Raw genomic sequence first — 19,251 nt, 5'->3', positions numbered from 1 at the left:
TTTAAAACACTTCTTCGAGAAAATGTAAGATCGTTCTTTTCGTTCTGAAATAGTGGCTAATAAAGCTAGAAAGACTGGCCAAAATTGTAATATGTCCAGTTTTAGGAATCACAGCGATATGACTGTGATTTCCACTCTGTCTTAAAGCCCGATCCAAATCCAACGTATTCTCTTTGCCGACAAGCTGATCATTTTCAGCCATGAGCAAGTAATGTTTAATACTATTTTGATTGACGAAATAGTATGGCATCACTTCTTGATAAGAAATACTTTGATCAAAAGCATCTTCAGCTAGTGGATCCCCCTTATAATCAAAATGATAAGGTCCAGCTAAACCGAAAATCGCCTTAATATTTCCTAAACATTGAATAGGATTTGGCGTTGGGTGATAAACAGCAGACATTACATTAAATGCCCCTGCCGAATGCCCCATAAGCACAACATTTTCTGTAGAAATTTCGAGTTTGTCTTGGTTTTGATGTAAATAATTCAATGCCTGAGTCAGGTCATCAACAAAACTCGGAAAAATATTTTTAGGAGCTAATTGATAGTTGATAACTGCAACGTCATAGCCTTCTTTAGCAAACGTCTCACCAATAAAAAGATAATCTCGCTTATTACCATGTTGCCAAGCACCACCATGTACAAAAACAATAAGGGGCTGATGTGCTAGTTTTTTAACAGATCGGTAAATATCCAAACGATGACGCGGCTTTAGACCATAACGTACATTTGCGACCTGTTCAAAACCATCTTTTGGCGTAAAACGGTTTAAAGCAAAACTCCCCAAATCATAAAGGCGGAACTCTTTATAAAGAGTTCGCGCCTGTTCAATTTTACTTTGTAGTTGTTCAATCAGATTCATATATTACTGTGCATTCGAAGCTGGATCTGTTTGGTCAGGATCAATTGCAACAGGAGTTTGAACTGTTGGTTGAGCAATGACGTTATTAATAATTGGTGTAGTTGTTGCACTAGCAGTACTCGCCGCTGGCGCAGGTGCTAAATCAACGTTATCAATGAGTGTCACAATTTTGGTCACGTTACCAACATTTTGAAGCACATTATTTAAATCATTAATTTCAGCTGTATTTAAACGGCCCATCACATAAAGTACGCCGTCTTCGGTATGGACAAGTACTTTACTGTCCGATACAACTGGCGCTTTCATTAATAGAGCACGTGTATTTGCAGTTACACCAGCATCTTGCATGATCGTGTTATAGCTGACCTTATTACCCACGGTAATGTAGTTATGTACAGCTTTTACATCACTCATGGCTTTAAGATTGTCTTCTGCCAATTGTTTCAAGTATGGGTCTGGCACTTGTCCTGTTAATAAAACAGTACTATGGAAACTTTCGATATTAATACGTGATTGTTTAAAACGCTGATCAAGCTTATAGAGGTTAATATTCGCTGTACGTTTAATTGAAGAATCAATGAATACCTGACCTAAGCTACGTACACCACTATCTGTTCCGACTGGAGCTGTACCTGTTCCACCAGAAATAAAACTTGCGCAACCTGACAAACTTGCGACACAAAGCGCTGTTACAGCAATACGTTTCAACACTCCACCAGACTCCTATCAATCTCTTCTTGGCTTGATCATAAAATATCGATTTTAATTTGCTCAAAAGAGTAATGAACTCTTAATCCAAAGTAAATGCATTTTCGATCCATTGCAGATCATAATGGAAATTTGAAAAGTCTTGCTGTACTGTTTTTGCAATTTTCTGTGGAAAATCAAAACAAATCACATCAAAACGACAATAAAAATCCTGATAAGATGGGTAGCGCTGTAAAAAACGCATCGCGGTTTTAATAATTTTCTTCTGCTTTGTTCTCGTTACCATTTCGCAAGCTTGTCCATAATTTCCTATAGTCCGCGCCTTTACCTCAACAAAAACCAGCTCTTGCCCTCTTTTAACAATCAAATCCACTTCCCCACGGCGTGAATGATAATTACTGGTTACCCATACATAGTTTTGCTTTTGTAACAGGTTTAAAGCCGTTTGCTCTGCCCATTTCCCCAACTGCTGCGCAATTAACATTTTTATCTTCCCCAAATTAAAAGTAGCACCACATATTTTGATGCTTAAATTATTTCATTAAATCCACCCGTACTTTTTGATTTAAATTGAACAAATGAAAATCAGATCATTTTGGAAAAGCAAAGGTTGGCAGACATTGTTCACGCCCAAATCATAATTTCGGGTAAACTACCCCATTAAAATTGTTTATCTGTACGGAGTAAAACCAAATGAGTGCTCAGTTATTCGTTGTAGCCACCCCAATCGGGCACTTAGATGATATGACTTTCCGTGCAATTGATATTTTAAAATCAGTTTCTATTGTAGCTGCCGAAGATACGCGTCAATCAGCACAATTATTTAAGCACTATAATATATCGACTCAACTTACTGCATGTCATGATCACAATGAAAGCAATAAAATTGAGCAGTTAGTTCAAAGATTACTTGCGGGCGACAATGTTGCTTTAATTAGTGATGCAGGTACGCCGCTTATTAGTGACCCCGGTTTTAAGTTAGTTCGAGCTGCTCAAGAACATGGCATTAAAGTTGTTCCTGTGCCTGGCGCATGTGCTGCAATTGCCGCTCTAAGTGCAGTAGGTCTACCGAGCGATCGTTTTAGTTTTGAAGGATTTTTGCCATCAAAAGCTTCTCAACGTATTTCTCAATTAGAAAAACTCAAAAATGAAACTCAGACCTTAATTTTCTATGAAGCACCACACCGTATTTTAGAATGTGTAAAAAATATGGCTGAGGTATTTGGTGAAAACCGCCCTGTAGGTTTCGCACGTGAAATTACCAAAACCTTTGAAACCATCAAAAAAATGACTTTAAAAGATTTGGTCAGTTTTATAGAAAATGATCACAACCAAGAAAAAGGCGAAATTGTTCTTGTAGTTGGCGGTGCACCAGAAAAAACAGATCTGGAACAAGAAAAACTAGATGAGCTTTTAAAGCGCTTACTTCAAGATTTATCTGTTAAAGCGGCATCTCAACTGGCTGCTGATTTAACAGGAGTTAAGAAAAAAGTCGCTTATCAACGTGCGCTTGAGTTAACACAATCTTAATCTTTTGATTAAGCACAGTGATGAACAATAAATAGCCTTCATCATCACTGTGCATAAATTTTGCATAATAATATTAAAGATAAAAATAAGAGTATTTACATGACTGTACAGCTTGGAAAACTTGGGCCGCATGAAGAGTGTGAACTAGAATTATTACTTTCAGGCGAGAAACCTATCGCTTTGTTTTATGATCTATTACCTACCGAGTTTTTAGAGCATCTCGAGCAAGGTACTTTATCTATGCTGAGTAAAGATATTGAAACCTCTTTACCTTTACCATTTTCAATTATGCTGATCTACAAAGATGCACCTTTAGCAAATTTAAATGAACTTGTGTTATGTATTGAAAAATCACTAAAGGAGACTCAGCTCGAAGATCGCTTAGAGCTTGACCGTAGAATCGGACAACTTTTAGGTTACTCAACACAAGATATAGAGTTTTATATTCAGCATGTTTCAAATTTTTATGCCCGCTCACGGACTTAAATTTATCTCAATATCTTTTTCGCTGACTGAACAATTGTCTCAGTTAATACATCAAGTTGCTTCGACTGTCTTTTCCAGTGGTGCCAATATAAAGGAACATCAAGTTCGGCTTCAGGCATAATATCAACAAGTGTTCCATTTTCGAGTAGTGGCTGAACCTGCAACTCGGGCACCATGCCATAGCCTAAACCTAATTGAATTGCTTTGACGAAAGCATCTGTTGCTGGAATAAAACTATAAGGATAACTTTGCATCGGTAAACCGTATCCTTTTAGTAAGACCTCTGAATGCATTAAGTCTTTATGATTAAAAATAACTGCTGGTGCTTTTCTTAATGCGTCTCTATTCACTCCGGCACTAAACCATTTATTTACAAATTCAGCAGAGGCCAACATTTTATAACGCATTTTTCCTAGTGGTTGAGCTAAACAACCTGACATGACCTGCTCTTCTGCCGAAATACAGGCATTGACTTGTCCTGTCTCCAATAAAGTGTGCGTGTGAGATTGATCATCAATTTTTAGTTCTAATACTATTTTTTCTTTAAAAAGTGTTTGCTGAATATTTGGTAAAAGCCAAGTAGCTAATGAATCTGCATTTGAAGCTAGAGCAATTTTATAAAATTCAGATTCTGATGATTTTCCCATCAAACCTTGTAATAAATTTTGCTCCATTAATCTCGTATGACGTAAATGTTGTAATAAAGTTTGCCCCGCTTGAGTGAGTAAACACGGGCGGCCTCGTATAATTAGAATTTGTCCTAAATACTTTTCTAAAGCCTGTACGCGTAAGGACACTGCTGATGGCGTAATATATAAATGCTCCCCTGCCGCATCAAAACTTCCCAATTCTGCTACTGCAAGAAAGGCTTCACACTGTTTGCTATCTAACATATCAAGCCTAAATTTTTTTTAGCCAAACCTAAATATTCTTAATTTTACTTATTTCTTGATAAAAAGTCAGATAATTCGCACATCTGATTTTTTCACCTTATTGTTATGTTCTCTCTTAGTATATTTTTTAAAGGTTTCGGTATTGGCAGTGGGCTTATCGTAGCAATTGGAGCTCAAAATGCTTTTGTCCTAAAACAAGGACTTAAACAGCAATATGTATTTTGGTTGTGTTTAATCTGCGCTCTGTCCGACTCAATTTTAATTGCCTGTGGTGTATTAGGCTTTGCCGAAATCATGACGGCATCACCTATCTTAATTACCGTAGCTAAATATTTAGGGGCAACGTTTTTATTAGTTTACGGTGCCAAAGCATTTTATGCTGCATTTAAGACTACCCAAAGTATGGACCTTGATAGCAGTCAAAAACAAACATTAACTCAAGCATTAGTGACCTGTCTTGCCTTTACTTGGCTTAATCCTCATGTCTATTTAGACACTATTGTTCTGATTGGTTCAGTTGCAACTCAGCTTGAAGACAAAGTGAGTTTTGCTTTGGGCAGCATTTTTGCCTCTTGGATTTTCTTTTTTAGTCTGGGCTATGGTGCAAGATTATTAAAGCCACTATTTACCAATCCCAAAGCTTGGAAAATTTTAGATTTCATTATTGGTTGCGTTATGTGGAGTATCGCTATAACCCTCTTGTTTTAACGGCTTAAAATTAAAAAAGGATCATAAAAAGATCCTTTTTTATTACTCTTTAGTATTACGCTTCACTCGCAACTATAACTCTTGCCTGTTTTCTTTCTTGTTGTGACTGTTTTATAACAGCATAGCCAGAAGATACACCTAAGTATGCAATGACAAAAGCAACAAATAAATCGGGAAAGACACTGCCTGTTCCAAATACCCCAACGGCCGCTAAAATTACAGCAATATTGGCAATTGAGTCATTTCTACTGCACAGCCACACAGAGCGCATGTTGGCATCCCCATCACGAAATGCATAAAGCATAAGCGCAACAGAAACGTTAGCAATTAGAGCCATTACACCAATTGCCCCCATCACCATTGGTTCGGGTGAAACACCATAAAAATACGACCAGATCACTTTCGCAATGACAAAAACGCCGAAAGCCGCCATCGTTATTCCTTTAAGTAGTGCCGCTGTCGCACGCCAATATAAACTCATCGAAAGAACGACTAAAGATAATGCATAGTTTGCTGCATCTCCGGCGAAGTCCAATGCATCTGCCCAAAGTGAAACAGATTGGGCCTTATAACCTCCCAATATTTCCACCACAAACATTAAGGCATTGATCACAAGTGCGATCCATAACGCTTTTCTAAAACGTGGACTCACTTTTTTTGAAGGAGAACATGTTGAAGCACAACCACATCCAGCCATTTTATTTCCTCAAAAACTCTTTTATAGTGATTAAAAACCCTCGAGTAGCTCCAGAGTCAAGTCTTATGAGTCTTTCTATTGGTCAATTATCAAAAAAAGCGGATATTCCAATTGATACGATCCGTTATTACGAAAAAGTAGGTGTACTTGATCGCATCCAACGTTCAGAAAATAATTATCGTGTTTATACCGAACAAACACTTGCAGACCTTTTATTTATTAAGCATTGTCGTGAATTAGATATTTCACTGAGTGATATTAAAACGTTAAAGGAAATGAAAACTCAGCCTAAACAGGCCTGCACAGAAATTGATAATTTAGTCGATAAATACTTAAAAGAAGTATCTGAAAAAATCGAACGATTATTACTTTTAAAAGAATCTTTGATTGATTTAAAACAGCACTGCTCTACCAATCGAACAGTAGATGAATGCGGGATCTTGAAAGAACTTCAGAACGCACCTTAAAAATAAAAAAAGCATCACTCATGTGATGCTTTTTAGGATTAATGGTCGCTATGTTCATCTGGAGGAACTTCAGTAATTCTCCCCCCTCGAGCTAAAAATGCGGCAACTTCATCTTCCAGCGCTTGGCGCTGTTTTTGCTTAGCAGTCACAGTCAGTGTTTCTGCCTCAGCAATATCAGTATCATTAATACTGCTTGCTTCTTCATCAGCCGCACCGCTTTCAGCTGCTTTCGCTTCATCTTCATCTACAGCAGAATCTTCTGCATCTTCATAATCATTGATATCTGACATTTTTCACTCCCCAGAATGATTTCTATTGCATCATCGCTATGGTCCCAAGACCTCAGAAATTTAGCAATCTCTTTGCATTTAGCAAAGAGCCAAATTGGTCAAATGTGTATCTTTTTCAACCCAATTGGTAATGATATATAAATGATTGTTTAAAAAATATCTACTGATATTTATTTAGACCAGTAGAGCATAAACTTCGTAATTATTTTAACGACTATACTGGGTGTTTTGCAAAGACCCTAAACCGTTTGCTTGTTGCATAAAATGCTCTTTTAAGAAGGAAATTTGTTCAACTTGCTTGAGTCCCACATTCCGAGCCCAGATAAATGGAAATAGCTCACTACTTTCCAACCAGCCAATTGCCGACATGCTATGCATCATTGCATCATTCTGGCCTTTACGACGATGCTCATAACGCAACAATGTCTGCTCATTTGCCCATACGCCACGCGCTAAGTCATGTAGTAATGCATCACAGAGTACAGCCGCATCTAAACAACCAATATTTACCCCTTGTCCAGCAAGTGGATGAATCACATGTGCTGCATCCCCAATTAAAGCTAAACCAGCTTTCACATACTGTTTTGCGGCGCGCGCTTTGAGCGGGAATTGTGCTCTTGAACGTACATCTAACACTTCACCCAACATATGTTGGCTTTCTCGAGTTAAAAGCTGCATAAACTCATGATCGGTTAAAGCAGAATATTCATCGGCATAATCATCAGGTAGTGTCCAGACAATTGACTGCCAGTAGCCATTTTCACTTTCTTCAAGACTAGCCATCGGTAAATAGGCTAAAGGCCCTGTAGGTAAGAAAATTTGACGAGCAACATGATTGTGGGGTTTATATGTTTTAATGGCACAACTAATCGCTGCTTGCTTATAATCTAAGACATCTAGGTCAATAAAGGCCTGTTCTCGTACAAATGAATTGGCACCATCTGCCCCAATCAGCAGTTTTGTTTTAAGTGTCGTACCATCTGCCAATTGAATATGCCAACAACCAACACCCTGCTCAATGCGAGTCACACGAACTTGAGTACGATAATCTGTTAGTTGCTCAAGCATTTTTTGCTGAATGGCAACATTCAATACACTTGGCTCAACCATAGAACCCAAGGACTGTTCTGGCATTGGTCTTTGTACGGACTCGTGGCCAAAATTAATTTCACCATAGCCATTCAGATTCCACACCTGCATTCCTGTATATGGCATTTGACGTGCTAGATCATCCCAAACATTGACAGTTTTAAGTAAATGAATGGTCGCTTGGCTGAGTGCTAAAACACGCGGGTTCATCACACTTAGTGTTTTTTCAACATCCAGTACAGGAGCAGCATCAAGCACAGTAGGCTGTACACCACCTTGGGCAAGTAATAAAGCTGTTAAACCACCAACCAGTCCACCACCAACAATGACAACATCTAGTATTTCACTCATGCTTTTAACCCCATTGCATAGTTCGCTACCAGTGGCTTAATACCTGGAATGACATCAAATGCAATTAATCCCGTATTACGAATTAATTTTAATAATGGATTTTGGTTACTAAAACCACGAACCACTGTGTCACAGAACTTAATTACTCGCTGTTGATCTGACAAACGGGCTTGTTCATAGGCCAGTAAATTATCAGGGGTGCCAATATCGTCAGAAGCGGTTAGCTGGTTTACTAAATAACGTACTAAAACATCCGCATCACGTAGGCATAGGTTAAAGCCCTGTCCTGCAACAGGATGGATTGTATGCGCCGCATTACCCATTAAAATAACGCGTCCGACAGCTTGTTTATGTGCGAGCACTTGTGAAAGCGGATAACTAAAGCGTTTGCCGGTTTTTTCAAATTTGCCCGCTCGGTCACCGTAAGTTTGTTGTAACGCACTTAAGAAATGCTGATCATTTTCATCGCCTAACCACTCACTTTCAGTGCCTTTTTTAACAGGCCATACAACCGAACGGCGATATTCACCCGGTAAAGGCAACAACGCTAAAGGACCTAATGCACTAAAACGCTCAAAACCGACTTGTTCATGTGGTTTTGAAGTCTGAACGGTAGTGACAATTGCAACCTGATCATAGTCATGAACATCAACATCAACGCCGATTGCCTGACGACAGAAAGAGTCACGTCCATCTGCGGCAATTAATAGCTTTGACTCAAGTTTTAAAACTTCATCACCACGCTTGGCCTCAATATGTACTTGCTCAGCATCTTGAGTTAAAGCAGTCACTTGAACGCCATCAATCAGCTCAATCAAAGGCTGCTGACGTACTTGAGTCAATAAAACACGACCCAGCCAAGCATTTTCAATCACCTGTCCAAAACTTTCGACTTTTTCTTGTTCTGCAATTAAACGCGCCTTACCAAAACTGCCTTGTTCAGTAATGTGAACTTGTAAAATTGGAGTCGCGTGCTGCTGTAATGCATCCCATAACTCCAGCTTCTGATAAATCTGGACGCTACGACGCGATAAAGCCGTATTACGCGCATCGAAACTGGAATGATAAGGGGCAACATTTTGATCATCATAGTTTGGGTATTTCACAGCTTCTAACAGCTTTACTGCAATATTAGCCTTCGCGAGCATGAGTGAAAGGCTAAGTCCAACCATTCCCCCACCTACAATAATCACTTGTTGTTGCATCGAGTTGTGCTCCTTTGGCGAATACGTTTAATTATGATTTAGCTTGCGCCATTAAATGTTCAATATCTGCAATATTTTTAACTACATCAGCAGTTAAAACTCGTGGTCCTTTCGAGGTTGCGACCACATCATCTTCAATACGAATACCAATACCACGCCATTTTTTATCTACAGTTTCATCGTCTGGTGCAATGTAGAGGCCGGGTTCAACGGTAACGACCATACCTTCTTCATATTGACGCCAGTCTTCACCTTTTTTGTAAGACCCAACATCATGTACATCCATTCCTAACCAATGACCTGTACCATGCATATAAAATTGACGGTATGCTTCGGTTTCAATAAGTTCGTTAACATCACCTTTGAGCAAACCTAAATCCACTAAGCCTTCGGTTAAAATTTTAACGGCTACTTCATGAGGCTCTCGGTACGAATTACCAATGCGTACTGCATCAATCGCCGCATATTGAGAAGCCAATACAACTTCATATAATGCTTTTTGTTCAGCACTAAACTTACCATTTACTGGAAAAGTACGGGTAATATCTGAGGCATAGAACTCATATTCGCATGCAGCATCAATTAAGACTAAATCACCGTCTTTAAGAGGTTGGTTATTTTCAACATAGTGCAAAATGCAGGCATTAGCCCCACCACCAACAATACTGTTATAAGACGGGACGCAGCCGTTTTGCCCAAATATATACTTGAGCTCGGCTTCAAGCGCATATTCCATCATACCTGGACGCACCATTTGCATCGCGCGAGTATGTGCCTGAGCACTAATTTTTGAAGCAGTTTGCATCAGCTCAAGTTCTTGTGGTGACTTGATTAAACGCATTTCATCGACAATACGGTCGAGCTGTACCAGTTGAGCTGGAGCACCTTGATGTCGATGCTCCGCATCTGCTTTTTTAATCCACTGGCTCACTCGTGCATCAAACGCAGCATTTTGCCCAATCCGATAATAAAGGCGTTCTTTATTTAATAACTTTTCAATAATTTCTTCATCAAGCAGATCAATCGCATAGGCTTCATCTGCATCATAGTCTTCGATTGCACCGTCAATTCCGGCACGGTAACCATTCCAGATTTCCATCTCGCGGTTACGTTCACGGCAAAAAAGACTATAGCTATAGTCAGTTACATCCTCAAAAGTTTCAATAACTGCAACTGCTTCAGGCTCAGCAAAGCCCGTCAAATAGAAAAAACTACTATCGGCACGGAATTTATAATCCGCATCACGATTACGGTACATCTCCTCACGCGTTGCAATAATTGCAATACTGTTAGGACCCATTTTTTCTGCTAAACGGTCTCTACGATGTTGAAAATCAGCTTGAGGCAATTTCATAATGATCTACTTGATTTAGAATTTTAAAGTCAAAAAATAAAATACAACCAATAACACATCGCCTCAATTAGCTTGGACGATGTGGTGTGAACATTTCTACAATATTCTGATCTGTACCTAGAGCCGCAGTTTTACTTTTTGCATGAAAGTTTTTCAATAATGAACTTTCAGCTACAGTGATTTTTTTTCTGCCAATAGACAAGCTCACAGGGATTAAGCGTACAAATTCATACAATTCTTCGTAACTGCTTTCACCTTCCTCATCATTGTCAGAATCTTCAAATTCAACTGCTGCAACATCTTGAAGGTGTTCAATCAATTCTCGCTCATCACTACGAACATGACCCGATGCCAAACCGAAACCTAATACAACACCCGCACACCAATCAGATAATGCTTGCACACGCTCTTGAAGTAAATGTTCATCATCTGGAAGCATTGGTAGATAATCTAATTCATCTTCAGATAAAGCATGAACCACATCTTCTGCTTCGTTAGTCAAAAGCGCTAAAGCATCTTCACTTAACTCTGGCACATTAAGGGTTGTTAAAATTTGTGACCATTCTTCACGCGTAGGCGCTTCTGTCACACAAACAATACCTGTTAATAGACCATGTAACTCACTAGGGCTTGAAATTTCTTCAATTCCTTCAAAATGAGCGTTCCAATCTGTCCAGCCTGAAATATCGTCTTGCATTCGTTTATCCAATCTCTATACTTTGTATATATTACCTTTGATTGCAATTCTGTGCGACCTCGTTATGTTAGAACAATTACAGCGGCTACAAGCGCATATTAGCGTTTTAAAAACACGCTTACATCATTTAGAGAGTGAACATGCGGCACTCTCGGAAGCTAAAGAACTGGCTGAAACAGAGCATCACGCACAAGTTGTGCAAAAAAATAGTATTATCACTAAAAAACAAGAGGAAATTGAGTCGGTAACTGAGCAACTTTCTCAGTTAAAAGGCCAATTTCAACAATTGAATCAAGATGCTAACACACTTGCCGAACGTTATAGCCGATTAGAAAAAAGTACGACTGATTTGAAAAATCGTTTTCAAGAAATTCTTGCAGAACGAAATGAATTACGTGTTGCAAAAGAGAAGTTACAAGCTCACCAGCGTCAAACCCAACAAGAGCTGCATGATTTACAACAAGATCGTGACCGTTTGTTACAAAAAAATGAGCTTGCCAAATCAAAAGTTGAAGCCATTATTCAGCGTTTAGGAATTTTAGGCACTGCTCAAGATCAACACGCTCAAGAAATCCAGCAACTTGCCCATCCTAATGCTGAAACTGGTGAGGAGATCCAATCATGAGTGAACAAGTCATGGTAGAGCTTAGGCTGATTGAGCAGACTTTTAGACTCGCGACTACCTCAGATAAAAAAGATGAACTTGAACGCGCAGCGCAACTTCTCAATGAGAAATTTAATGACATGCGCCGTAGTGCCCCACGTGTTGAGCACAACAAACTAGTCATTATGGTCGCTCTACAGTTAACTCAAGAAGTGCTGAGTCTTAATAAATCTTTGCAGGAATACACTCACTGTGAACGCCTACTGCAAACGATTTTAGAAGATGTGGAACAAGTTATTTAACAAGCTTTGATTACCACAAAATGCCTTGCTCTATAAATCATAGATGCAAGGCTTTTTTATTTTTGACTATCCATTACGGTCGAATATCGTTTTATCCACTTTCAATGTACAAAGCTTCATCAAACGCAAACTAAGTTTACAGTTCCATAGACTCAAGTGATTGCCAACATAGTCAGATCGGTTATACTTAAGCTATCTCTGGGATGTTCGCCAGCGGGTCTATTCCCCTGCCGATACTTAAACTTATGGATTGCGTTCTGTATATTTAGAGTGTATGCCTACCTTGAGTAGGAAACCCAGCAAGTATACGTCGCGTCCACCTTGAACTCATCGGGTTCAGGGTAACGACACATGCAGCGGCATCTTCGGAGCATTTACTTTTAATTAAATAATAAAATTTCAAATATTTATTTTAATTTGCCTTTTAATACAGACCTGTCGGTACGATATTTTCTCAAGCATTCAATAAGCATCACATTATTATTTTAGAGATGAACGAGTCTCTGCATTCAAAATTACTTTTCTTTTCTACTCAGGCATTCTTGATACCAAGCTGTTTGAAAATCTTCTATGGCTTTTCGTTTAAAGAAGCTGGTCTTGAATACTTTGGTTGAATAAGCAGAAGTAATTAAATCTTCATAAAGTTGTTTTGCCTTTGGATCTTCAAGACTATTCGCTATATGCTGCAAGTCTTCAGATGGGACTTTTTGTTGACGCGCTTCCATGACAGTATAAGAAACTTTCTTCACTACATTACAAATTTCGGGGTCATTTACACTTTCATCGGCATAACAGCCAAAAGCTAAAAAACTAAGAAAAAATAATTTAAACTTCATATACCTACCTTATTTTTATAGCTTTAAATTAATTACAGAATTTTATTATTAATAAAGAAATAGGAAATTGATCCCTATTTCTTTTAAAGGTTTTTATGCTGGATTAATCACATAAAAATAAATAATTAGACCTACTAAAACGGTTGAAGCGATCGTTAAGTATGTACCAACTGTATTAAAACTCTGTAAGAACTTTAAGATTTCCATATCTAAATCCCCTAAACTTTCACTTATAAAGACAGAAGAAAATTTATCACAACACAATAATGCCAATCAATTCACATTTATCGGATTTTTTGAGATTAAACTCAATACAAAATTATTGAGTGCATCTAATTGCAAAAGCATCCTTATAGTAGTCAGTCGCACTTTTCAAATCCGCTAATAATTTCTCTTCGGTATAAGGTTTAGGCGAAATTTTTATTAAGGCAGGCATATATTGGGTCTTATAAACTTCTGGATAGTCATGACATAAGATTTTGACTCTAATTTCTTGAGGCGTATTCGGGTTATCTAGTTGATCTAAAAACTCTCCTATTTTACGGTCAGATTCTTCAAATTGAGCTTTATAGTCAACTTCAGCAGCTTCAGGTTCTGTTTGTTTTGTACACCCACCAAGTAGCAGACCAATACTTATTGTAATGGTTAAAATTTTCAACTTCATAGGCTTAACAATTCTGCATTAATCTTTTAAATATACTTAACCTTATTAAATGTAAAGAAATACTGACAATACGTAAAGAAATAGAATTTTTAATAGTTAAACACAATAGATCAGATCAATTTATGACTTTTGGTCTAACGAATTTAAGTTATTTTCGAATTACCCTTCTATTTCCATAAAGCTGTCGAAAAATAGGTATAATTTTGCACGACTGATCTTTAATCTTAGTTAGATTTATACATGAATGAACTCAGCTTTATTAGAAAAAATTTAAGATCTAAAAGACGTTCTTTAAGTTCATTTGAGCAAAAACAAGCTCAGCTTGATGTTCTTCATCATTTAAATACCCTGCCTATTTTTCATTCTTCCAAAAAAATTGGTTTATATTTGCATGCCTTTGGAGAAGTTCACACAGAGCTTCTCATAGAATTATGTTTTAAAAAAAATAAGCAGGTTTATTTGCCGATGATTTGTTCTATGAACCAGCGTTTGGTCTGGGTAAAAATATCTAAAAACCAATATATAAACCGACGTTTTTCGCATCACCCATTGGGAATGAAAGAACCGATGGCCACTAGAGCAAAACATGTTTCATCACTTGATTTATTGATCATGCCACTTCTGGCATGCGACCGATATGGTACGCGTATTGGCATGGGAGGTGGTTATTATGATCGTACCTTGGCAAGTGCAAAACACAAACCTTATCGTTTAGGGTTAGCTCATCAATTTCAATTTATCGAACATACTTTAAAACGTCAGAGTTGGGATCAGCCATTAGATGCTTTACTCACACCTCAACGTGTTTATTATTTTAAAAGATAATATTTATATAAAAACTAATAAAATTTAGTCATATAAAACCATTTTTTTACTTTTATGTCTTTCAAAATCATAAAAGTAACCACCCTAAAGATGGTTACTTTTACGTGACAGACCGTTTCACCAATTTATATTACCACCTCTATTAGGCACCAAACATTGAATAAGTTGTGAATTATTGTTAACCATATAATGTCTATAAATCGCCCGTAAAATGATTATTTTCTATTCATAAACATTTTTTGTGATATGAATATTTATAATTATTAAGCTAAATTACTTAGCATTAATACAAAATTTTATTCTTCTTAAGAATTAATCTCTTGATTCATAACATTTTTAAAAAAAAGTTGACTAAATTAGTCCTTTTTTCCACATTTTCTCTAGTGAGGCCCTTGTAATTTTTAAAATACACATCACTATAAAAAACATGGCAACCTCGTTGTCACTCATTAGGAGTGCCCATGTCTGAACTTATTATGAATGAAAAAACTGACTTAGAGCCTCAGGTTCCAAGTGTATTACCACTTTTAGCGTTGCGTGATGTTGTGGTTTACCCACACATGCAAATTGCGTTATTCGTGGGTCGTGAAAAATCGATCAATGCAGTTGATGTGGCTCGTAACAGTGACAATTTAGTATTTGTAGTTGCGCAAAAAGATTCGCTTACAGAAGAAATTGATCACGATAACCTTTATCAGTACGGAACTGTCGCTAAGATTGTTCAAGTCGTAAATCATGAGAATGATGAAAACTGCATTAAAGTACTTATTGAAGGTTTACATCGCTCTAAACTTGAAAAGATTATCGATGAAGATAGCCATTTGACTGCTGAACACAGCTTAAGTCCAATGACAATTAACGTAGATAAAGCTACTCAAGAAACTCGTTTGCAAGAGTTACGTACTTTATTTGCTCAATATGCTGAAGCAAAATTACGTAATGCACGCGAACTTGTTGCTGCGGCTAATAAAATTGAAGATTTGCTACAACTCATGTTCTTCGTAGCAACACGTGTGCCTCTAAATATTGAAATTAAACAGAAGTTTTTAGAGCACGATGAGTTTGAAGCACATTTGCAAGAGCTTATGAGCTACTTGGTAAATCAATCTGCTGAACAGCAAATTGAACAAACTTTGCATGACAGCGTAAAACGTCAAATGGAAAAAAACCAACGTGAATACTTTCTAAATGAAAAAATGAAAGTCATTCAACGTGAACTTTCTGACATGAATGGCGGTGCTGAAGATGACGTTGCTGAGATAGAGAAACGTCTTGCTGAAGCTGATTTACCTGAACACGTACGTAAAAAAGCTGAAGCTGAGTTCCGTAAGCTTAAAGCAATGCAACCAGCGTCTAGTGAAGCAGCTGTTGTACGTAACTATCTAGAAGTAATTTTAGATACGCCGTGGAATAAAGCGAGCAAAGTGAGTATTAACCTTGCGAAAGCACAGGAAATTCTCGATACAGATCACTACGGTTTAGATGACGTAAAAGACCGTATTGTTGAATACTTAGCTGTTCAGTCGCGTGTTAAAAAGCTCAAAGGTCCGATTCTATGTTTAGTAGGCCCTCCTGGTGTAGGTAAAACTTCACTTGGTGAGTCTGTCGCGAAAGCAACAGGTCGTGAATTTGTTCGTATGGCACTCGGTGGTGTACGTGACGAAGCTGAAATTCGTGGTCACCGTCGTACTTATATTGGTGCGATGCCAGGTAAAATTGTGCAGTCTTTAACAAAAGTTGGCGTGAAGAACCCACTGTTCTTACTTGACGAAATTGACAAGATGGCACAAGACTACCGCGGTGATCCTGCTTCTGCATTGCTTGAAGTATTAGATCCATCACAAAACAGTAAGTTCAACGATCACTATTTAGATCTTGATCTTGACCTATCTGAAGTGATGTTCATCTGTACTGCAAACAGTATGAATATTCCAGAAGCCTTGCTTGACCGTATGGAAGTTATTCGTCTACCGGGTTATACCGAAGATGAGAAAGTTAACATTGCTGAACGTTATCTTGTTCCAAAAGCAATTAAGAACAATGGTCTACGTCCAAAAGAGTTAACAATTCATGAAGAAGCGATCCGTGACATTGTTCAACGCTATACACGTGAAGCTGGTGTACGTAGTTTAGAACGTGAAGTGTCTAAAATTGCGCGTAAAGTGGTAAAAGAAGCAGTAAGTAAAAAGTCTAAAAACTTACAACTTGATGTGACTTCTGCCAATCTTCCAGAATACTTAGGTCCACATAAGTTTGACTTTGGTATCGCAGAAGATGAAGCACAAGTAGGACGCGTAAATGGTCTAGCTTGGACATCTGTAGGTGGTGAGTTACTAACTATTGAAGTTGCAGCGGTTAAAGGTAAAGGTAAATTCATTACAACCGGTTCACTCGGTGACGTAATGAAAGAATCTATTACTACAGCAATGACTTTAGTGCGTACACGTGCCGATGAGCTAGGTATTGAAGCTTCTCGTTTTGAAGAAACTGATGTACACGTTCACTTACCTGAAGGTGCAACACCAAAAGATGGCCCATCTGCTGGTTTAGCATTAACAACTGCGCTTGTATCAGCATTTACAGGTATTGCAATTCGTCCTGATATTGCAATGACTGGTGAAACAAGCTTAGGTGGTCGTGCAATGCGTATTGGTGGCTTAAAAGAAAAACTTCTTGCAGCACACCGCGGTGGAATTAAACTTGTATTTATTCCTCAAGACAACGTTCGAGACTTAGCAGAAATTCCTGCGAATGTTAAAGAAGGTTTGGAAATCAAAGCTGTGAAAAGTATTGATGACATCTTACCTTTAGCATTAGTTTCGTTGCCAAAGCCTTTACCTAAAACACCGATTGTAAAACCGGTGGAAGGCTCAAAAGCAGCACGTCACTAATTAAAAATATAGAAAAAGAGAGCTTCGGCTCTCTTTTTTTTGTTACACAATTTGATTGAAAAATATCCAACCATCCTCATAATAGGTAATAAGAGTATTTAAATAAATGAGTACTCTTAACTATCTAATTCTTAGATAGCCTTGTTTTTATTCTCTATGATCATCTGAACTCCAGACAGATGATCATTTGATCGCAGTCCAACACTGTTTTTTGGACTGCGTTTTTTATGCCAGCTTTTTAGATCGTCAGATACTTTCATTCATCAGGTATAATGCGCCAGCTGTATTTGAATGAATAGATAACATGAAAATTCGTATTCTGACCATTGGTCAAAAAATGCCTGCTTGGGTTCTTACTGGTTTTGAAGATTATTTCAAACGCATCCAACCTTTTGTTCAAACTCAAGTTATTGAACTACCTATGGCCAAACGTGGTAAGAATGATTCAGAAGCGGATATTTTAAAGTATTGCCAAATTGAAGGCGAAAGTATTTTAAATGCTTTAAAACCGAATGAAACCTTAATTGCTCTTGAAGTTGGTGGTCGGGAACTAAGTACAGAAAAATTAGCTGATACAATGAAACAATGGATGCTTGAGGGTAATGATGTAGCACTTGCGATTGGCGGTCCAGATGGTTTGTCAGATCAAGTACGTAAAGCAGCTGCTTGGCATTGGTCACTCTCAAAACTTACCATGCCCCATCCTTTAGTACGTGTTTTATTAATCGAGCAGCTTTACCGAGCGATGAGCATTAATCATAATCATCCTTATCACCGTGCATAAAAGGAACAAACGTTTCATTTTAAGAACAATCCGTTGAAATCAGGATACTTTTAACATGTCCTGATTTTGGCATAATGACTATTATTCTGCTTTTCAACTCAGGTGTAATGAAATGGAACTACAAACCCTTCCTGGACTGTTTATTTCCCATGGCTCGCCCATGCTTGCACTTGATCCAGAACAAGTGGGACCTGCTCTACACCGTTTAGGCACAAATCTTCCTATACCTAAGGCAATCATTGTGATGTCTGCGCACTGGGAAAGTAAAGCACTTGAAGTGAGCATTTCGACTCGTCCTGAAACATGGCATGACTTCCGTGGATTTCCTAAAGAGTTATATGAAATTCGCTACAGTGCGCCTGGCGAACCAGCATTAGCAGAAGAAATCTTAAAATTATTGGCCGATGCTCACTTTGTTGCACATGCCAATAGTACCCGTCCTCGTGATCATGGCGTATGGATGCCTTTATTGCATATGTACCCAGATGCAGACATTCCTGTAGTCGAAATTTCTTTGCCATCAAATTTAAGTGCACAAGAAATTTATCGTATAGGACAAACGCTTACCCCTTTACGTGATAAACAAATCTTACTCATTGGTTCAGGAAGTATTACTCATAATCTTGCAGAGTTATCTTGGCAAGGAGACAACTCTAAAGTTCCTGAATGGGCTTCAACTTTTAGAAATACTGTCGTTAATAAGCTTTCCCATCAAGATTATGATGGAGTTTTAGACTGGCAATCACTGCCGTTTGTGAAACGCAACCACCCTACGCTTGAACATTTTGCACCTTTGTTTTTTGCTATGGGTACAGGCAATCGCTTTACGATTGTTCATAGTAGCTTCACAATGGGCTCATTAGGAATGGACATCTATCGTTTTGATTAATTATTAAGAAATACCCCGTTTTGCGGGGTATACCATTATTTTTGTTGAAAATTAGAATAATTTACAAACTTATACATTTTAAAAACCGAAACAATCAAATGTTTACATTTTCTTTT

Annotated in this window: 23 protein-coding genes and 1 other RNA gene; 11 read left to right on the top strand and 13 right to left on the bottom strand. The window is 37.9% G+C overall.

Annotation, left to right across the window (positions count from 1 at the left end):
• Position 1: 1 nt before the first annotated feature.
• The 3 genes from ACTJJH_RS10570 to ACTJJH_RS10560 all read right to left on the bottom strand — a co-directional run bounded on the left by ACTJJH_RS10570 (position 2) and on the right by ACTJJH_RS10560 (position 2,057).
• Entirely contained in the window at positions 2–865 is an 864-nt protein-coding gene (locus ACTJJH_RS10570) for an alpha/beta hydrolase (protein ID WP_014206106.1), read from the bottom strand.
• A gap of 3 nt (positions 866–868) precedes the next feature.
• Entirely contained in the window at positions 869–1,576 is a 708-nt protein-coding gene (locus tag ACTJJH_RS10565; protein ID WP_002117601.1) for a BON domain-containing protein, read from the bottom strand.
• A 79-nt stretch (positions 1,577–1,655) separates the two neighbouring features.
• The gene (locus tag ACTJJH_RS10560) at positions 1,656–2,057 is read right to left on the bottom strand and encodes a YraN family protein (protein WP_014206105.1); all 402 of its coding nucleotides are present in this window, start codon (positions 2,055–2,057) and stop codon (positions 1,656–1,658) included.
• Positions 2,058–2,266: 209 nt separating this feature from the next.
• On the opposite strand from ACTJJH_RS10560, the gene rsmI reads away from it, so the two are divergent.
• Both rsmI and ACTJJH_RS10550 read left to right on the top strand, forming a co-directional pair.
• Positions 2,267–3,103 (top strand): 16S rRNA (cytidine(1402)-2'-O)-methyltransferase, encoded by an 837-nt coding sequence (gene rsmI / locus ACTJJH_RS10555; RefSeq protein ID WP_033848667.1) that lies wholly within the window; start codon positions 2,267–2,269, stop codon positions 3,101–3,103.
• 99 nt (positions 3,104–3,202) lie between these two features.
• Positions 3,203–3,589 (top strand): hemin receptor, encoded by a 387-nt coding sequence (locus tag ACTJJH_RS10550; protein WP_032037274.1) that lies wholly within the window; start codon positions 3,203–3,205, stop codon positions 3,587–3,589.
• Between the two features lie 2 nt (positions 3,590–3,591).
• On the opposite strand, the gene ACTJJH_RS10545 is transcribed toward ACTJJH_RS10550, so the two are convergent.
• Positions 3,592–4,482 carry a LysR family transcriptional regulator ArgP gene (locus ACTJJH_RS10545; protein WP_206242873.1) on the bottom strand — a complete coding sequence of 297 codons (891 nt, stop codon included), beginning with the start codon at positions 4,480–4,482 and terminating at the stop codon, positions 3,592–3,594.
• Between the two features lie 105 nt (positions 4,483–4,587).
• Between ACTJJH_RS10545 and ACTJJH_RS10540 the strand changes: the two genes are divergently transcribed.
• The gene (locus ACTJJH_RS10540; protein ID WP_068529175.1) at positions 4,588–5,190 is read left to right on the top strand and encodes a LysE/ArgO family amino acid transporter; all 603 of its coding nucleotides are present in this window, start codon (positions 4,588–4,590) and stop codon (positions 5,188–5,190) included.
• 55 nt (positions 5,191–5,245) lie between these two features.
• Here ACTJJH_RS10540 and ACTJJH_RS10535 read toward each other — a convergent pair whose 3' ends face one another.
• Positions 5,246–5,887: a cation transporter gene (locus tag ACTJJH_RS10535; protein WP_039757208.1), complete on the bottom strand. Its 642-nt coding sequence runs from the start codon at positions 5,885–5,887 to the stop codon at positions 5,246–5,248.
• A gap of 65 nt (positions 5,888–5,952) precedes the next feature.
• Between ACTJJH_RS10535 and ACTJJH_RS10530 the strand changes: the two genes are divergently transcribed.
• On the top strand, positions 5,953–6,354 hold the full coding sequence (locus tag ACTJJH_RS10530; protein ID WP_017398653.1) for a Cd(II)/Pb(II)-responsive transcriptional regulator: 402 nt from the start codon (positions 5,953–5,955) through the stop codon (positions 6,352–6,354).
• Between the two features lie 38 nt (positions 6,355–6,392).
• Here ACTJJH_RS10530 and ACTJJH_RS10525 read toward each other — a convergent pair whose 3' ends face one another.
• From ACTJJH_RS10525 to ACTJJH_RS10505, 5 genes are all read right to left on the bottom strand, one after another.
• Entirely contained in the window at positions 6,393–6,644 is a 252-nt protein-coding gene (locus ACTJJH_RS10525; protein ID WP_002117665.1) for a hypothetical protein, read from the bottom strand.
• Between the two features lie 207 nt (positions 6,645–6,851).
• The gene (locus ACTJJH_RS10520; RefSeq protein ID WP_068529178.1) at positions 6,852–8,084 is read right to left on the bottom strand and encodes an FAD-dependent monooxygenase; all 1,233 of its coding nucleotides are present in this window, start codon (positions 8,082–8,084) and stop codon (positions 6,852–6,854) included.
• Positions 8,081–9,289 (bottom strand): 2-octaprenyl-6-methoxyphenyl hydroxylase, encoded by a 1,209-nt coding sequence (gene ubiH, locus ACTJJH_RS10515; protein WP_440601107.1) that lies wholly within the window; start codon positions 9,287–9,289, stop codon positions 8,081–8,083. Before ubiH ends, ACTJJH_RS10520 begins: the two co-directional genes overlap by 4 nt.
• 31 nt (positions 9,290–9,320) lie before the next feature.
• Complete coding sequence (gene pepP, locus ACTJJH_RS10510; RefSeq protein ID WP_440601106.1) at positions 9,321–10,643, bottom strand: Xaa-Pro aminopeptidase; 1,323 nt, start codon at positions 10,641–10,643, stop codon at positions 9,321–9,323.
• A gap of 67 nt (positions 10,644–10,710) precedes the next feature.
• Complete coding sequence (locus ACTJJH_RS10505) at positions 10,711–11,340, bottom strand: UPF0149 family protein (RefSeq protein WP_347741996.1); 630 nt, start codon at positions 11,338–11,340, stop codon at positions 10,711–10,713.
• 64 nt (positions 11,341–11,404) lie between these two features.
• Between ACTJJH_RS10505 and ACTJJH_RS10500 the strand changes: the two genes are divergently transcribed.
• The 3 genes from ACTJJH_RS10500 (at position 11,405) to ssrS (ending at position 12,622) form a co-directional block, all read left to right on the top strand.
• The gene (locus tag ACTJJH_RS10500; protein ID WP_002117619.1) at positions 11,405–11,965 is read left to right on the top strand and encodes a hypothetical protein; all 561 of its coding nucleotides are present in this window, start codon (positions 11,405–11,407) and stop codon (positions 11,963–11,965) included.
• Complete coding sequence (locus ACTJJH_RS10495) at positions 11,962–12,246, top strand: cell division protein ZapA (protein WP_005070547.1); 285 nt, start codon at positions 11,962–11,964, stop codon at positions 12,244–12,246. The genes ACTJJH_RS10500 and ACTJJH_RS10495 overlap by 4 nt, the downstream gene beginning before the upstream one ends.
• 192 nt (positions 12,247–12,438) lie before the next feature.
• A non-coding RNA gene (gene ssrS, locus ACTJJH_RS10490) (6S RNA) lies at positions 12,439–12,622 on the top strand.
• A gap of 139 nt (positions 12,623–12,761) precedes the next feature.
• Here ssrS and ACTJJH_RS10485 read toward each other — a convergent pair.
• The 3 genes from ACTJJH_RS10485 to ACTJJH_RS10475 all read right to left on the bottom strand — a co-directional run bounded on the left by ACTJJH_RS10485 (position 12,762) and on the right by ACTJJH_RS10475 (position 13,746).
• Complete coding sequence (locus tag ACTJJH_RS10485) at positions 12,762–13,082, bottom strand: hypothetical protein (protein WP_206217076.1); 321 nt, start codon at positions 13,080–13,082, stop codon at positions 12,762–12,764.
• Positions 13,083–13,175: 93 nt separating this feature from the next.
• Entirely contained in the window at positions 13,176–13,289 is a 114-nt protein-coding gene (locus tag ACTJJH_RS10480; RefSeq protein ID WP_002117788.1) for a hypothetical protein, read from the bottom strand.
• 112 nt (positions 13,290–13,401) lie between these two features.
• On the bottom strand, positions 13,402–13,746 hold the full coding sequence (locus tag ACTJJH_RS10475) for a hypothetical protein (RefSeq protein ID WP_440601105.1): 345 nt from the start codon (positions 13,744–13,746) through the stop codon (positions 13,402–13,404).
• A gap of 240 nt (positions 13,747–13,986) precedes the next feature.
• Here ACTJJH_RS10475 and ACTJJH_RS10470 point away from each other — a divergent pair, with 240 nt between their 5' ends.
• The 4 genes from ACTJJH_RS10470 (at position 13,987) to ACTJJH_RS10455 (ending at position 19,135) form a co-directional block, all read left to right on the top strand.
• Complete coding sequence (locus tag ACTJJH_RS10470; protein WP_032037258.1) at positions 13,987–14,571, top strand: 5-formyltetrahydrofolate cyclo-ligase; 585 nt, start codon at positions 13,987–13,989, stop codon at positions 14,569–14,571.
• 461 nt (positions 14,572–15,032) lie between these two features.
• Entirely contained in the window at positions 15,033–17,462 is a 2,430-nt protein-coding gene (gene lon, locus ACTJJH_RS10465; protein WP_032037256.1) for an endopeptidase La, read from the top strand.
• Between the two features lie 304 nt (positions 17,463–17,766).
• The gene (gene rlmH, locus ACTJJH_RS10460) at positions 17,767–18,246 is read left to right on the top strand and encodes a 23S rRNA (pseudouridine(1915)-N(3))-methyltransferase RlmH (protein ID WP_002054393.1); all 480 of its coding nucleotides are present in this window, start codon (positions 17,767–17,769) and stop codon (positions 18,244–18,246) included.
• Between the two features lie 112 nt (positions 18,247–18,358).
• On the top strand, positions 18,359–19,135 hold the full coding sequence (locus tag ACTJJH_RS10455) for a DODA-type extradiol aromatic ring-opening family dioxygenase (protein WP_032005893.1): 777 nt from the start codon (positions 18,359–18,361) through the stop codon (positions 19,133–19,135).
• Positions 19,136–19,251: the final 116 nt, after the last annotated feature.

The sequence above is a fragment of the Acinetobacter sp. 22301 genome (genome assembly GCF_052045285.1).
Taxonomy (GTDB): Bacteria; Pseudomonadota; Gammaproteobacteria; order Pseudomonadales; family Moraxellaceae; genus Acinetobacter; species Acinetobacter pittii.
This window is presented reverse-complemented; position numbering and strand designations above follow the sequence as displayed.